The 14,091-nt window shown below is 76.4% G+C and carries 9 protein-coding genes; 4 read left to right on the top strand and 5 right to left on the bottom strand.

The window, feature by feature from the left end; all coding sequences use genetic code 11:
* The first annotated feature begins 65 nt into the window (after nucleotides 1–65).
* The 3 genes from ACQPX6_RS01530 to ACQPX6_RS01520 all read left to right on the top strand — a co-directional run bounded on the left by ACQPX6_RS01530 (nucleotide 66) and on the right by ACQPX6_RS01520 (nucleotide 5,058).
* A complete protein-coding gene (locus ACQPX6_RS01530) occupies nucleotides 66–971 on the top strand; it encodes a class I SAM-dependent methyltransferase (protein ID WP_433784961.1) in 906 nt (301 codons plus the stop codon).
* Between the two features lie 122 nt (nucleotides 972–1,093).
* Entirely contained in the window at nucleotides 1,094–3,157 is a 2,064-nt protein-coding gene (locus ACQPX6_RS01525; RefSeq protein ID WP_433784959.1) for an acyltransferase family protein, read from the top strand.
* Between the two features lie 23 nt (nucleotides 3,158–3,180).
* The gene (locus tag ACQPX6_RS01520; RefSeq protein WP_433784958.1) at nucleotides 3,181–5,058 is read left to right on the top strand and encodes a glycosyltransferase; all 1,878 of its coding nucleotides are present in this window, start codon (nucleotides 3,181–3,183) and stop codon (nucleotides 5,056–5,058) included.
* On the opposite strand, the gene ACQPX6_RS01515 is transcribed toward ACQPX6_RS01520, so the two are convergent.
* From ACQPX6_RS01515 to ACQPX6_RS01505, 3 genes are all read right to left on the bottom strand, one after another.
* The gene (locus ACQPX6_RS01515) at nucleotides 5,055–6,644 is read right to left on the bottom strand and encodes a hypothetical protein (protein ID WP_433784957.1); all 1,590 of its coding nucleotides are present in this window, start codon (nucleotides 6,642–6,644) and stop codon (nucleotides 5,055–5,057) included. The two genes, ACQPX6_RS01520 and ACQPX6_RS01515, sit on opposite strands and share 4 nt — an antisense overlap.
* Nucleotides 6,645–6,786: 142 nt before the next feature.
* Nucleotides 6,787–7,500, bottom strand: a complete 714-nt coding sequence (locus tag ACQPX6_RS01510; RefSeq protein WP_433784955.1) for a class I SAM-dependent methyltransferase — start codon at nucleotides 7,498–7,500, stop codon at nucleotides 6,787–6,789.
* Nucleotides 7,501–7,529: 29 nt separating this feature from the next.
* Complete coding sequence (locus ACQPX6_RS01505; protein ID WP_433784953.1) at nucleotides 7,530–8,675, bottom strand: glycosyltransferase family 4 protein; 1,146 nt, start codon at nucleotides 8,673–8,675, stop codon at nucleotides 7,530–7,532.
* Between the two features lie 187 nt (nucleotides 8,676–8,862).
* On the opposite strand from ACQPX6_RS01505, the gene ACQPX6_RS01500 reads away from it, so the two are divergent.
* Nucleotides 8,863–12,063 carry an arabinosyltransferase domain-containing protein gene (locus ACQPX6_RS01500; protein WP_433784952.1) on the top strand — a complete coding sequence of 1,067 codons (3,201 nt, stop codon included), beginning with the start codon at nucleotides 8,863–8,865 and terminating at the stop codon, nucleotides 12,061–12,063.
* A gap of 12 nt (nucleotides 12,064–12,075) precedes the next feature.
* On the opposite strand, the gene ACQPX6_RS01495 is transcribed toward ACQPX6_RS01500, so the two are convergent.
* On the bottom strand, nucleotides 12,076–12,762 hold the full coding sequence (locus ACQPX6_RS01495; protein WP_433784951.1) for a class I SAM-dependent methyltransferase: 687 nt from the start codon (nucleotides 12,760–12,762) through the stop codon (nucleotides 12,076–12,078).
* On the bottom strand, nucleotides 12,759–14,051 hold the full coding sequence (locus tag ACQPX6_RS01490) for a lipopolysaccharide biosynthesis protein (protein ID WP_433784950.1): 1,293 nt from the start codon (nucleotides 14,049–14,051) through the stop codon (nucleotides 12,759–12,761). The genes ACQPX6_RS01495 and ACQPX6_RS01490 overlap by 4 nt, the downstream gene beginning before the upstream one ends.
* Nucleotides 14,052–14,091: the final 40 nt, after the last annotated feature.

Raw genomic sequence — 14,091 nt, 5'->3', positions numbered from 1 at the left:
GCCCGTCCACCCCCACGGACCGGTCCGCGACGGGCCCTCGACGCGGGTCGGCGCGCTCCGCTTCCATGGCCGCCGTGTCCCGCCGCCTCACGCGCCTGCGCCACGCCCTCAACGTCCGCCTGGTCCGCGCCGTCGAGGCGGGCACCGACGCCCGCGTGACCCCCCGCCTCGACGCCCTCGAGGCCAGGGCGCGCGAGCACGCCGACGCCCTGGCCGCCCTGCGCGCCGAGATCGCGACCCTGTCCGCCGAGCTCCACGCCCGCGAGGTGCGCGAGCGCCGCGACATGCTGGCCGCCGGCGAGCGGGACGCCGTCGCGTCGAGCGCGCGCTTCGTCCGCGACGCGATGCCCGGCGCCCGCACGTTCCCGACCCCGGCCGCGACCCTGGTGCACGCCCTCGGGCTCGCCCCGCGAGGCGGGATGGCGCTGGAGTTCGGCGTCTACACGGGCAGCACGCTGCGCGCGATCGCCGACGCCCGCGGCGACGGGCGGGTCCACGGCTTCGACTCGTTCCAGGGCCTGCCCGAGGACTGGCGCGCCGGGTTCGCCGCCGGCACCTTCGCCACCGAGCCCCCGGAGGTGCCCGGCGCGGAGCTCGTCATCGGCTGGTTCGCCGACACGCTGCCGGCGTTCCTCGACGCGCACCCCGGCCCGGTGGACCTCGTGCACCTCGACGCCGATCTCTACTCCTCGACGGTCACCGTGCTCGAGCACGTCGGCCCCCGGCTGCGGCCCGGGTCGGTCGTCGTGTTCGACGAGTACCTCAACCACCCCGGGTGGGAGGACGGCGAGCACCGCGCCTGGACCGAGTACCTGGACCGCACCCGCACGAGCGCCACCTACGAGGCCTTCACCCACGACAACGAGCAGGTGGTCGTCGTGATCACGTCCGTGCCCGACGCCGGGGCGGCCGGGGTGGCGTCGATCCCCTCCGCGCGGGGTATGAGCGCCGGGACGGGTCCCGACCGCTGACCCGGACGGGCCGACCTCCGGACGCCCGGACGGCGCTCGGCGTGGGCCGGTCGCCGCCCGGGGCGCTGCTCCCCGGGACCCCGGGGTGTGCGGCATCGAGCGGGAGGGGACAGTCCGGGGCGATGACGTCGACCGCCGAGCGCCCCACCGCCGGCAGCCCCGCCGCGCCGGGGACGGGCGGGCGCCAGCCCAGCGACGGGTCGCGGTTCCGGCCCGAGATCGAGGGTCTGCGCGCCGTCGCGTCGCTCCTGGTCGTGATCTACCACGTGTGGATCGGCCGCGTCTCCGGCGGCGTCGACGTCTTCTTCGCGCTCACCGGCTTCCTCGCCGCGGGTCAGCTCGTGCGCGCCGCCGAGCGCGGCGGCGTCGACCTCGTCGGGCAGTGGGGGCGCACGCTGCGCCGTCTCGTGCCGCCCGCGGCGGTCGTGCTCGCCGGCACCGTGATCGCGAGCGTGGCCCTGCTGCCCGAGTCGCGGTGGCCGCAGGCGGTGCGCGAGCTGGTGGCGTCGGCGTTCTTCGTCGAGAACTGGCGCCTGGCCGCCGACTCCGTCGACTACTACGCCTCGCACGACTCCGCGAGCGTCGTGCAGCACTTCTGGTCGCTGTCGATCCAGGGCCAGTTCGCGATCGCGTTCCCGCTGGTCGTCGTCGGGGCGACGCTGCTGGCCCGCCGCGCCGGTGTCGCCACCCGGCCGGCGGTGAACGCCCTGCTGGTCGGGGTCACCGCGGTCTCCCTGGTGTGGTCGGTGACGAGCACGGCGACCGACCAGACCTACGCGTACTTCGACGCCCTCGCCCGCGTCTGGGAGTTCACCCTCGGCGGCCTGCTCGCCCTGCACCTGCACCGGCTGCGCCTACCCGCCTGGGCCGGGGTCGTCGCGGGGTGGGCCGGGCTCGTCGGGCTCGCGGCCTGCGGCGTGGTGCTCGACGTCGAGGGCGGCTTCCCCGGCTACCTCGCGCTGTGGCCGGTGACGTGCGCGGCCGCGGTGATCGTCGCCGGGGACACCGACCACCCGCTGGGCACCGCGCGCCTTCTCGCGTCGCGCCCGATGCAGTACCTCGGCAGCATCAGCTTCCCGCTCTACCTGTGGCACTGGCCGGTGCTGCTGCTCGCCTCCGCGACGTTCCACGTCTCCGAGCCCGGGCCCCTGCTCGGGCTGGGCATCATCGGGCTGTCGCTGCTGCTGGCCGCGGGCACGCGCCACCTCGTCGAGGACCCGCTGCTGCGGCGCCGCCGCGCCCGTCCCGGCCCCCTGCGCGACCACCGCGCCGCCGCCGTGGCGCTGGCCCCGGTCCTCGTCCTGGCCCTCGCGTGGCACGGCGTGACCACGGTCCGCGCCGACCCGTCGGGCGCGGCCGGCGACCCCGACCACCCCGGGGCGGCGTCGCGCGTGGCCGGGTTCGTCGACCGCGGGTCGCCGGACGCCGAGCCGATCCCGCCCGCGGTGTCGGCCTACGAGGACTGGGTGCACTACCGCGACGAGGGCACGGGCTGCACCGGCGTCCCCGACCAGCCCGCCCTCGAGCTGTGCACCTACGTGCCCGCGCCCGACCCCGCGGCCCGGACGATCGTGGTCGTCGGCGACTCGCACATGCAGCAGTTCCTGCCCGCCGTCGCGCCGATCGCCCGCGAGCGCGGCTGGCGGGTGCAGACGCTGATCCGGCCCGGGTGCCCGCTGTCGACCACCGCCGAGTCGAACCGCGGGGAGGCCGACTGCATCACCTGGAACCAGGAGGCCCTCGCGGCGCTCGCCGCCGCCCGCCCGGCCCTCGTGGTCGCGCAGGCCACCCACGACGTCCGCCCGGGCCGCACGGAGCGCACCTCGCCGGAGATGGTCGAGGCCTGGAGTCGGCTGTCGGGCGCGGGCGTCCCGGTGCTCGGCGTGCGCGACAACCCGCGCTTCGCGTACGGGCCGCCGAGCTGCATCGACGACTACGGGCGCGGCGCGCCCGAGTGCGACGTGCCCCGCGCGGACCTCTACCCCGACGGCGTGGAACTGCCCGCGGGCACGCCGTCGACGGTCTCGCTGCTCGACCTGTCCGACGTGCTGTGCCTGCCCACGGTGTGCCCGCCGGAGATCGGCCGCGTCGTGGTCTACCTCGACGACAACCACCTCACGGCCACCTTCACGGCCTCGCTGGCCCCCCTGGTGGGCCGGCGCATCGCCGCCCTGATCGGGTCGTGACGCCCGCCTCCTACCCTGGGGGCATGACGGACGTCGCCGCCCGCTCGACGACCCGCCCCGAGCGGCCGGCCGGGGAGGCCGCCCGCCTGGTGGTGGCCCGCGGGCTGTTCGCCGGGCCGCTGCCCGAGGTGCCCGAGGATCTCTACGCCGAGGTGCTGCGCGGCCGCGCGGAGCGCGGGCGTCGCCACCTGCGCGTGGCCGCGGACAGCCACGTCGGCACCAACACCTACTTCGGCCGCTTCCCGGCGAGCTACTGGCAGCGCTGGACCACGGCGCGCGAGGTGCGTTTCGAGGCGCGGATCCGCGGCGCCGGGCGGGTGCTGCTGCGGGCGTCGGACACCAACGGCGTCCCGCGCACGCTCGCGGTCCACGACGCCGGCACGGACGAGGTGCGGCTGTCCGCCCCCCTCGACCGCTACCTCGACGGGGGCGGGCTCTGGGTCGAGGTCGTCACCGCCGACGACGAGCTGCTGGTGCACGACGCCCGGTGGACCGTCGCGGCGCCCGCCACCGACCGCGGCACCTCGGTCGTGGTGTGCACCCACAACCGCGCCGACGACTGCGTCGCCACCCTGCGCGCGCTGACCGCCGAGCCGGACGTCGTCGGCCTGCTCGACGCGGTGGTCGTCGTCGACCAGGGCACCGACCGCATCGACACCCGCGACGGATTCGCCGACGTCGCCGAGCGCCTCGGCGGGCGCTTCCAGTACCTGCCCCAGCCCAACCTCGGCGGCTCGGGCGGCTTCACGCGCGGCCTCTACGAGGTGGTCGAGCACGGCGGGCGCCCCGACGTCGACGTCCTGTTCATGGACGACGACATCCGCTGCGAGCCCGAGGTGGTCGTCCGCCTCGCCGCCTTCGGGCGCTGCGTCGCCCACCCGACGATCGTCGGCGCGCAGATGCTCAACCTGCTGCACCCCACGCAGGTGCTCGCCGGCGCCGAGTACGCCCGCCTCGAGGACCTCTCCAACGGGCACGTCGTCCCGGGCGCGGTCGGCGAGTCCGACGTGACCGCGTTCTTCCCCGACGGCACCAAGAACGTCCAGGACCGGCGGGTCGACGCCGGCTACACCGGCTGGTGGTCCTGCCTGATCCCCGCCGAGCTCGTGCGCCGGGCCGGCTACCCGCTGCCGCTGTTCTTCCAGTGGGACGACGTCGAGTACTGCTACCGCGCCCGCGCCCACGGGGTCGCCACCGTGACGCTGCCCGGCGCCGGGGTGTGGCACGCCGACTTTCCGTGGAAGGACTGGGACGACTGGCACCGGTACTTCAACCTGCGCAACGCCATGATCACCTCGGCGCTGCACTCCCCGTTCCCGGCCCGCCACGTCGCGGCCGTGCTCGGTGACCTGCTCGCGCGCTACCTGCTCGCGATGAACTACGGGCTCGCGGCGACCCTGATCCGGGCGGTCGACGACTTCCTGGCCGGGCCGGCGGTGCTCGACGACGGCGGGGTGGCCGCCGTCGCGGCCGTCCGGGGCCTGCGCGCCGGTCACGGCGAGACCGTCGCCCACCCGATCACCGACGCCCCGGGCATGGGCCCCACGGACATGGAGATCGTGCGCCGCGGGCCGGAGCCCACCCGCACCCACGCGGTCATGGCGAAGCGGGCCGTGCAGCAGCTGCTGGGCCGCACCCCGTTCCACGCCGGGCTCGTGGGCGCGGGCGAGGCCGACTGGTGGCACGTGTCGCTGTTCGACCGGGTCGCGGTCACCGACGCGGGACAGGGCGGCGTGCGCGTGCGCCGCCGGGACCCGGCGGTGCTGCGGTCGCTGGGCCGCGAGGGCGCCCGGGTGCTGTGGCGGCTCGCGCGCGAGGGCTCCGCGGCCGCGGAGCGGTGGCGGGCGGCGGCGCCGGCGCTGACGGCGGCCGACAACTGGCGTCGCCTCTTCGGGGTCTAGCGGGGCAGGTCGAAGAGCCAGACCCCGTCGACCCAGCGCGGCGCGACCCCCGTGACCTCGGTGGTCCAGCCCAGGGCGGTCGGGACGTCGACGTCCGCGCGGGGCACCACGAGCACCGCGCCCACCCCGAGCGCGGAGAGCTCCGTGCGGGCGAGGTCGGCGCGGGCGGGCTGGCCGGCGGCGCCGCGGTGGTACTCGTAGACCGGGCCCTCGAGCAGCAGCGGGTGCCCGGCGTCGGAGCCGATGAAGTAGCCGCCGGTCTGCCGGTAACGGATGCCGGCCGCCACCTGCCACCACAGGGGGTCGACACCGTCGGCCCACCGGCCGCTGGCGCGGGGCCAGCTCTCCACGATCTCGCCGTCGGCGAGGCCCGGCGCGCCCGCGGTGAAGAACGCGGGGACGGTCACCGGGGTCGACGGCAGCAGGCCGGCGGGCAGCCAGGTCAGCGCGGCGACGGCGATCCCGAGGACCGCGAGCCGGCGTCTCGCCCGCAGGGCGTGGTCGAGCCCGACCGCGAGCACGAGGACGACGCCGAGGGCGACGAACGGGGCGAGCCGCCCGGGCTCCGCCTCCTCGACGAGGGGCACGTGGAGGACCGCGCGCCACGGGAGCGGCACGCCGGTGTCGTGGCCGAGGACCGTGAGCGAGGTGCCCAGCGACAGGACGCCGACGAGCGCGGTGATCACGGCCGCGACGCGGACGTCGCGGCGCGGGACGACGACCAGGGTCACGGCGACCACGAGGAGCACGCCGAGCCCGAGGAACGAGCCCTGCTCGCCGGCGTAGCCGCGCAGCGCTCCGCCGAGGGCCTCGCCGGGCGCCACGACGCTCAGCACGGACGGCACGAGGACGTTGGCGGCGTCGGCGCCGGTGAGCGAGACGTCGCGGATCGGCACGAGGGGGCGCGCCGGGCCCGCGAGCAGCAGGTACAGCGGGTAGGCGCAGAGGACGGCGTAGACCAGCACCGCCGCGGCGGCCGAGCGCGCCACGGACGGCGCGCGCCGGAGGGCGTCGTGCGGGAAGCGCACGGCGAGCACGACGCCGACGACGAGCAGGACGATCGCGGCCAGCGCGAGGGTCTGGGTGTAGAAGCCGGTCTGGACCGCCAGCGCCAGGCCGACGATCGCCCCGTCGCGCCAGGGGCGGGTCGTCTCGACCACGATCGCGCGGCCGGCCCAGAGCACGACGGGGGGCAGCACCATCCAGACGAGGTTGAGGTGCCCCGCCCAGGCGTGCGCGATCATGAATGGCCCGAACGCGTAGAGCGCGCCGGCGACCGCCCGCGGCAGGGTCGCCGGCACCCACGGCCGCAGGGCCAGCAGCGCGGCGGCCCCCGAGGCGACCGGCCCGAGCACCATGCCGACGTCGTAGGCGGCCCCGGGGCCGACCGTCCACGTCAGCGGGGCGAGCAGCGTGCCCAGCACGGGCATCGTCGTGTTCCACAGCGCGTTCACGCCGCCGGGCGCGTTCATGGCCGTGGTGAACAGCGGGTTCTCGCCGTGGGCCAGCGCCCGCGCCGTCCACTCCAGCCACCACGCGAACAGCCCGGAGTCCGACGGGATCGCCCCCGCGGGCTCCCCGCGCACCAGGGCGCGGGCGTGCAGGAGCAGCGCCAGCAGCAGGTAGACCGCGACCGCACCGAGCTCGCCCCGGACGTCGCGGCGCGCTGCCGCGGGGCGGTCCGGGACGCGCGACCCCGTCGGGGGCCGTGCGAGCGCGCCGGTCAGCTCAGCCCGCCAGCGTCACGTACAGACGTGAGTCCCAGCGGGGCCCGGCGCTGGTGTCGTGGTCGGCGGCGACCACCCGCGCCCCGCAGGACGCCACGAGCTCGCGCACGCCGGCCTCCGGGGTCCCGTGCATCTCCATCCCACGGCGCAGCCGCCGCGCGACCGGGGCGGGCAGCGCGCGCAGGACCAGGCCGGCGGCGTTGGTCGCGGGCTTCGTCGGCAGCTGGAACACGACGAGCGCCCCGGGACGCGCGATCCGGTAGAACTCGCGGATGTACCGGTGCGCGAGCTCGGTGGGCATGTGCTGGAGCACCCGGCAGGTGTAGACGAGGTCGGCGCTGTCGGACTCGACCACCTCGAGCTCCGGCCCCGTCGCCAGCCGGAAGTCGGCCTGCGGCGCGGTGACGATCTCCCGGGCCTTCTCGAGCATCGTCGGCGAGATGTCGAGCCCGACGACCTGGTCGAAGCCCGCCAGCGCGAGCCCGTGGGTCAGGCGCCCGGCGCCGCACCCGAAGTCGACCGCGCGCCCGCGGGTGGGGGCGACGCCGAGGGCGTCCAGGCGGGCCAGCAGCGTCTCGATCTCCTGCGCCCCGGTGGCCAGGAAGTCGTCGGGGGTCCAGCCCCCGCCGGCCTTCTCCCGGTCGGTGAGGACCGCCCACATCGGGTCCTCGGCACCCAGACGGGTCCAGGTCCGGGAGACCTCGTCGATTCCCACGGTTCCTCCTCGGGACGGCGGCGGGGCGGTCATCGGCCCACGGCCTTGGTGAAGACGGCCTCGTACGCGTCGAGCACGGCGTCGACGCTGTAGAGGGCCGCGGCCGCGGCGCTGCCGGCCGCGCGGTCGAGCGGGTGGTCACGGAGCCGGGCCAGCGCCGCGGTGAGGCCCGCGACGTCGCGCGGGGCGACGACGGCGCCGAAGCCGGTGTTCTCGACGACCGTGCGTACCCCGGGCAGGTCGCTGACCACGGCCGGGACCCCGGCCATCATCGCCACGACCTGCACGATGCCGAACGCCTCGAAGGCGTTCACCGACGGCAGCGCGAAGGCGTCGAGCGAGGCGTAGAAGTCGTCGAGCTCGGACTCGGGCAGGAAGCCGAGCACCTCGACGCGGGGGTCGTCGCCGATGTGGCGGCGCACGGTCTGCACGACGCTGCCGCCGGCGACGCCCTGGAAGTCGCCGCCGATGAGCAGCCGGGCGTCCGGGTCGTCGAGCGCGAGGAACGCGTCGACCAGGTGCTCGACGCCCTTCTCCTCGACGATCCGCCCGAGGAAGCCGACGTGGAAGCCCGAGCCGCGCCGGTAGCTCGGCCGGCCCGGCGCGCGCGGCGGGCACGGCGGCGGCACCGCGACCATGCCCCCGTCGATCGCGGGCCACATCCGGCTGTGGCGGGCGTAGTCCTCGCTGCTGACCACGGCGGCCGCCGAGCGGCGCAGCGCGACGCGGCTGGAGAAGTCGATGGCGCCGTGCTGCAGCCCGTTGAGCGCGCGCACCACCAGCGGGCCCGCGCCCGTGGGCAGGGAGACGTCGCAGTGGTAGGTCGTCACCACCGGGACCGGCGACAGCCGCGCGAGCAGCCCGGCCTCGACCAGCGGGAGGTGCAGGTTCGCCACCGTCGAGCGGCGCATCTCGCGCAGCGCGAGGCGCGTGAGGTTCAGGCCGATCGTGCCCTTGCCGACCCGCGCGAGCACCGGCGCCCGGACCACGCGCACGCCGTTGACGACCTCGTGGGTGGGCAGCTCGGGGTCGTGCTTGGAGGCGACGACACAGACGCGCCAGCCGCGGGCGGCCAGGCCCTCCGCCAGGTCGCGGGCGACGTTGGTCAGCCCCGACACGTACGGCGTGTAGTAGGTCAGCACGATGACGAGGTCGTTGCGCTGGTGGTCGTCCATCGCCCTCCCTCGGTGACCGACGGTCCGGCTACTCACCGTGCAGCCACTGTAGAGGTGAGGTCCGCGGCCGACGGTCGTGGGCGGGGGCGCGTCGCCGACCCGGCGGACGTACCGAGGGTGCGGAGCCTCCTCACGGGCAGTAGTTGCTAGCGTGCGGTGTCCGCCCACCGAACCGAGAGCGCGGCCGTTGACGGCGACCCCGAAGACCTCGCGTCCGCCCGCCGTGCAGGCGCGGGCCGACGGGGACCTCCCGCGCGACGATGCGGGCGCCCGGGCCCTGCTCGTCGCCCTGCTCGCCGGCGCGCTGGCGCTGGTCTGCGCGGTCCTCCTGCCGCTGCTGCCGGTGGCGGTGAACGAGCCCGTGGTGTCGTGGCCCGCGGACCCGTCGGCACCGGCGTCCACCGCGCTCCAGCTGACCACCCAGCGGCCCCTGGCCCTCGACGTGCGCGCGGACTGCACGGCGGCGCGCGCCGCGGGGGCGGGCGACGGGCTCCTGCTCGCCACCATGCCCCCGCCCTCGCCGGAGACGGCCACGCAGGCGCTGGTCATAACCGTGCGCGGCGACCAGCTCACCGTGCTCTCCCGCGGCGTGCCGCTGGCGCTGACGACGCTCCCGCCGTCGTGCGCGATCGCGGTGACCGGCGACGTCGCCGGCGGGCTCACCGTGGCCGTCGACGGGCGCGTGCTCGGCCGCGGCGGGCCCGAGCTGCTGCCGGACGTCGACGCGCTGATGACCTCGGTGCCGGCCGCGGCGCCCGGCACCTCCGCCGGCCTCGCGGTGCGCGTGACGGTCGACGACCAGTTCGCCACCAGCCCCACCGGCACCAAGACCGCGGTGACGGTCCTGCTCGTGCTCGCCGTACTCGTGGCGCTGGGCGCGCTGGTGGTGCGCGACCGGCGCGCGTCGTCGCCGATCGTCGGCGCCGGAGGGCCACGACCCCGGCCCCGCGTGGTGGACGCCGTCGTGCCCGCGGTGCTCGTGCTGTGGACCTTCCTCGCGCCGATGACCGACGACGACGGCTACTACAGCGCGATGGCGGCCAACGTGCCGTTCTCGGGCTACGTCGCGAACTACTACCAGCTCTACAACCAGGGCTTCACGCCGTTCACGTGGATCTACTACGTCCTGTCGGTGTGGCAGACCGGCATCGGCACGAGTCCCGTGCTGCTGCGGGTGCCCTCGCTGCTGCTCGCCCTGGTCACGTGGGTGCTCCTGCGGGCCTACGTGTCCCGCGCCCTGCCCGCCGGCACGGGCCGGGGCCGCGCGGTGCTGCTGCACGCCGTGCTGGCCGTCGGGTTCCTGTCCTGGTGGCTGCCCTACGACATGGGGGTGCGCGCCGAGGCCGTCGTCGCCACCAGCGTCGTCGGCAGCCTGCTCGCGCTCGCCGTCGGCCTCGAGCGCGACCGCTGGAGCCTGCTGGGGCTCGCGGTCGGCGTCGCGGCCTTCGGCGCCACGTCCGCGCCGACGGGGTTCGTCGCCCTCGCGCCGCTGCTGGCGTGCCTGCCCGCGGTGTGGCGCCGCCTGCGCGCCGGCGTGACGCCGCTGCGGGCGTTCGGGCGGCTGGTCGCGGTGGCGAGCCCCGGCGCCCTCGTCGGCCTCCTCGCGTTCGCCGACGGCTCGCTGCGCGACTTCCTGCGCGCTCAGCAGATCTTCCTGGGCATGCAGTCGCAGGAGAGCTGGTACACCGAGATCGTCCGGTGGAGCTACCTGCTCTCCGACGAGGCGCCGATGGGGTCGTACGCCAAGCGCGCCCCGGTGCTGCTCGGGATCGTCGCGCTCGTCGTCCTCGGGCTCCTCGCGACGTTCCTGCGGGGCCGCGGGCGCCCGCTGCCCACCCGCACCGCGCTCGCCGGCACGACCCTGCTGCTGGGCTTCGCGCTGCTCTGGCTGACGCCGAGCAAGTGGACCCACCACTTCGGCACCCTCGCCGGGGTCGGCGGCGCCGTGCTCGCCCTCGTCATCGTCGGGACCCCGGTGCTGCTGCGCGAGCTCGGGAGCGCGGACCCGTCCCGGCCGCCGGTCCGCCCGGCGGTCGTGGTCGGCGCAGGGCTCGCGGTGGCGGTGGCCGGCGGGCTCGCCGGGCACGGCGCCAACGCCTGGCCCTACTCGTGGCTGCTCGGCCTGCCCGACCCCGGCGAGCCGCCGACGGTCGCCTTCGTGGCCCTGGGCCAGCCGGCGTGGTGGATCCTCGGCGGCCTCGTCGTCGCCGGCGGCCTGGTCCTGCTGGGGCGCCGGCGGCCCGCCGAGCGGCGCCCGCTCGTCGGCGTCACCGCGGTCGCCGCCACCGCGGTCGCGGTCCTGCTGGTGACCACCGTGTACCTCGTCGGCGGCTTCGCCCTGGGCGCCGTGCGGACGGCGGGCACGTGGTCGCCGTGGGCCGACGCCGTGCGCGACCCGCTCGGCACCGACTGTGTGGCGGCCTCCCAGATGCAGGTGCTCGACCCGGCCGACGCCGTGCCGCTGACCCCGGCGCCGGGCCTCGCGTCGGTCCTGCCCGGCGCCTCCAGCGGCTTCGTCGCCGGCGGGTCGTTCCCGTCCAGCCCGCCGCCCGCCGTCCCCGGCGTCACCACCTGGGGCAGCTTCACCGCCCCGGCGCCCGGGCCCGCCGCCGCGGACGGCAACGACGGCTCGGTGGGCTCGTTCGCCACGCCCTGGTACGCGATCCCGGACCGGCCGGACGCCGCGATGACCACCTCGGTGTCGGGGCGGACCGGGGACGGCAACACACTGCGCGTCGAGTACGCGCGGGCCGAGGGCGATCGGCTCGTCCCCGTCGGCGGCCGGGAGCTCGGGCTCGACCCCGACGGCGGCGGGGTCGACTCGCCGACCTGGCGCGGCGTGCTCCTCGAGGCCGGCAACGGCCCGCCCGAGGGCGCCACCGTCGTGCGCCTCGTGGCCGTGGACACCTCGACCACGACGGGCGGGTGGCTCGCGTTCACGGCCCCCTCGGTGCAGCGCTGGACGTCGCTGACCGACTACGCGGCGCCCGGCGAGGCGACGGCCGTGAGCTGGCAGTACGCGTTCCTCTTCCCCTGCCAGCGCAAGCCGGTGCAGGCCGACGGGATCAACGAGCCCTCGACCCTCGCCGTCGTCTGGGGCGATCAGGAGCTGGCTTACACCCTCGACGGCATCTGGCAGATCCCGCGCGGCGGGCTCTTCGCCCAGAGCGCGCGCGACTCCCGCATGGTCGGGCTGGTCACGCGCCTGCGGGACGCCCCCGACGCCGAGGCCGGCACGGTGTACCGCCTGACGCCGTTCGTGCCCACCATCGGCGCCTACCGGGTCGAGCGCGGGAGCACCGTGGTCAGCGGCTGGTCGCCCGCGCCGAACACGACGATGTCGGTGCCGGTGGACGAGGTCGTGATCCGGCCGCCGGCCGACCAGTAGCTCAGGAGCGGCTCAGGAGCGGCGGAGCACGAACACCGACGACTCCCCGCTGCCCGCGGGCAGCGCGAGGCGCCCGGACAGGAACTGCGCGAACGCGGGCACGGCGTAGCGCGCGGCGTCGAGGAGCTTGGGCAGGCGGCCGTAGGGCACGTCCCATAGCCCGTCGGTGCCCTCGCGCTCGACGGCGAAGCCGCGCTCGGTGACGAACTCCCGCCACTGCGCGTGCGGCTTGAGGTTGATGTGGGTGGGGTCGGCGAAGCCCATCCAGCGCTCGCCCGCGAGGCGCCGCCCGCGGCCCGCGGGGTCGGGCATGACGACCAGGGCGTGCCCGCCCGGGCGCAGCACCCGGCGCCACGTCGCCAGCGTCTGGTCGGCGACGGCGTCGTCGAGGTGCTCGAGCACGTGGATCGCCGTGAGCGCGCCGAAGGACCCGTCGCCCAGCTCCGCGGGGTCGGTGGTGATGGTGCAGCCCGGCGCGTTCGTGCGGGCCGTCGCCGCCGAGTACTCCGAGATCTCGAAGCCGGACGCCGGGCCGAGCGCGGAGAGCCGGCGCACCAGGTGCCCGGTGCCGCAGCCGAAGTCGAGGTACGGGCCGCCGGCGGCGTAGCGGTGCACGAGCCGCGTGTACCACCGCAGGGCCGGCCGGTCGTCGGCCTGCCCGTTGAAGCGGTAGTAGTCCTCGTCGTACTCCGTGCTCACAGCGTGTCCTCCCGGGTGGACCGGCGGCGCGAGACCGCCAGGATCGTAGAGCTCGCGGCGGCGCCGACCACCGAGCCGACGAGGAACGCGACCTCGCCGGAGAGGATGACGCCGGGCACGAGCCAGAACGTCAGCCCGGCCCCGGCCAGGCCGGCCATCCAGCTCAGGGCGACGTCGACGTGGCGCCCGCGCGCGACGTGGACCTGGGTGATGACGACGAGCCCGATGTGGGCCAGGACCCCGCAGATGATCAGCGCGAGGTCGAGGCCGCCGATGGTGTAGTCGGGGCCGAAGATCAGCGTCACGATCGCCGGGCCGATCCACCAAGCCAGGGGCACCGCGACCGCGGCGAGCCCGACGAGCACCGCGGCGCCCTTGACCAGCAGGACGAGCACCTCGCGGCGCCGCCCCTGCGCGATCAGGCGGGTCAGCGTCGGGACCACGGCCGACTGCAGGGGCACCACCATCGACAGCGGCGCCTTGGCCAGCGTGAACGCCGCGACGAACACGCCCGCGGCCGCGATCTCCTGGCCGTCGGCGGCCTGGGCGACGACGAGCACGGGCAGGCCGTTGAGGAGCAGCTGGGCGCACGCCGAGCCCACCAGCAGCGGGAGCGCCGCGCGCGTCAGCCCGCGGGTGGTGGGCGCGGGGACGGGGCGGCCGACGACGGGACGGCCCCACGCGACGGCGCGGCGCCAGGCACCCGGCAGCTGCGGCACGTGCGCCAGGGCGATGGCGGCGACGAGGGCCCAGCAGAAGGCGGCGGCGTCCTCCCCGCCCACGACGAACACCGCGACCGCGAGCCCGAGGCGCAGCACGGCGTCGAGCACCATCACCGCCGCGTGCCGCACGAGCCGGTCGGTGCCGATGAGCGTGCCGCGGACCAGGAACTGCCCGCCCGACACGACGCACAGGGCGGCGAGGGCGACGAGCACCGAGACGTTGTCCTCGAGGGCCCGCGACACCACCGGCAGGGCGGCCCCGAGGACGACCAGCGCGATGCCGGCGAGCACCGCCGCCGCCCCCGACGCCGCGCGCAGGAGCGCCCGCCGGTCACCGGGCAGCGGGAGCCGCCGGGCCAGCTCCTGCTCGAGCGGCAGGAAGGCGCCGAAGCCCAGGACGAGCGCCAGGGCCCAGAACGACCCGAAGGTCGCGTACTCGGCGGGCGGCAGGGCCCGGGCGACGACGGCGAGGTAGACGTTGACGACGAGGCCGGAGACCAGCACGCCGAGGCCGGCCGCGCCGACCAGTCTCTTGGCTCCGACGTTGCCGGGCGCCCGGTCGCTCACGGCGAGCGACTCCTCACTCGGTGCTGCAATGGGTCCAGCG

Origin of the sequence: Actinomycetospora sp. CA-101289, assembly GCF_050955895.1 — a bacterium.
GTDB lineage: Bacteria > Actinomycetota > Actinomycetes > Mycobacteriales > Pseudonocardiaceae > Actinomycetospora.
The sequence above is the reverse complement of the archived record's forward strand: the minus strand, read 5'-3'. Positions and strand labels throughout refer to the sequence as shown.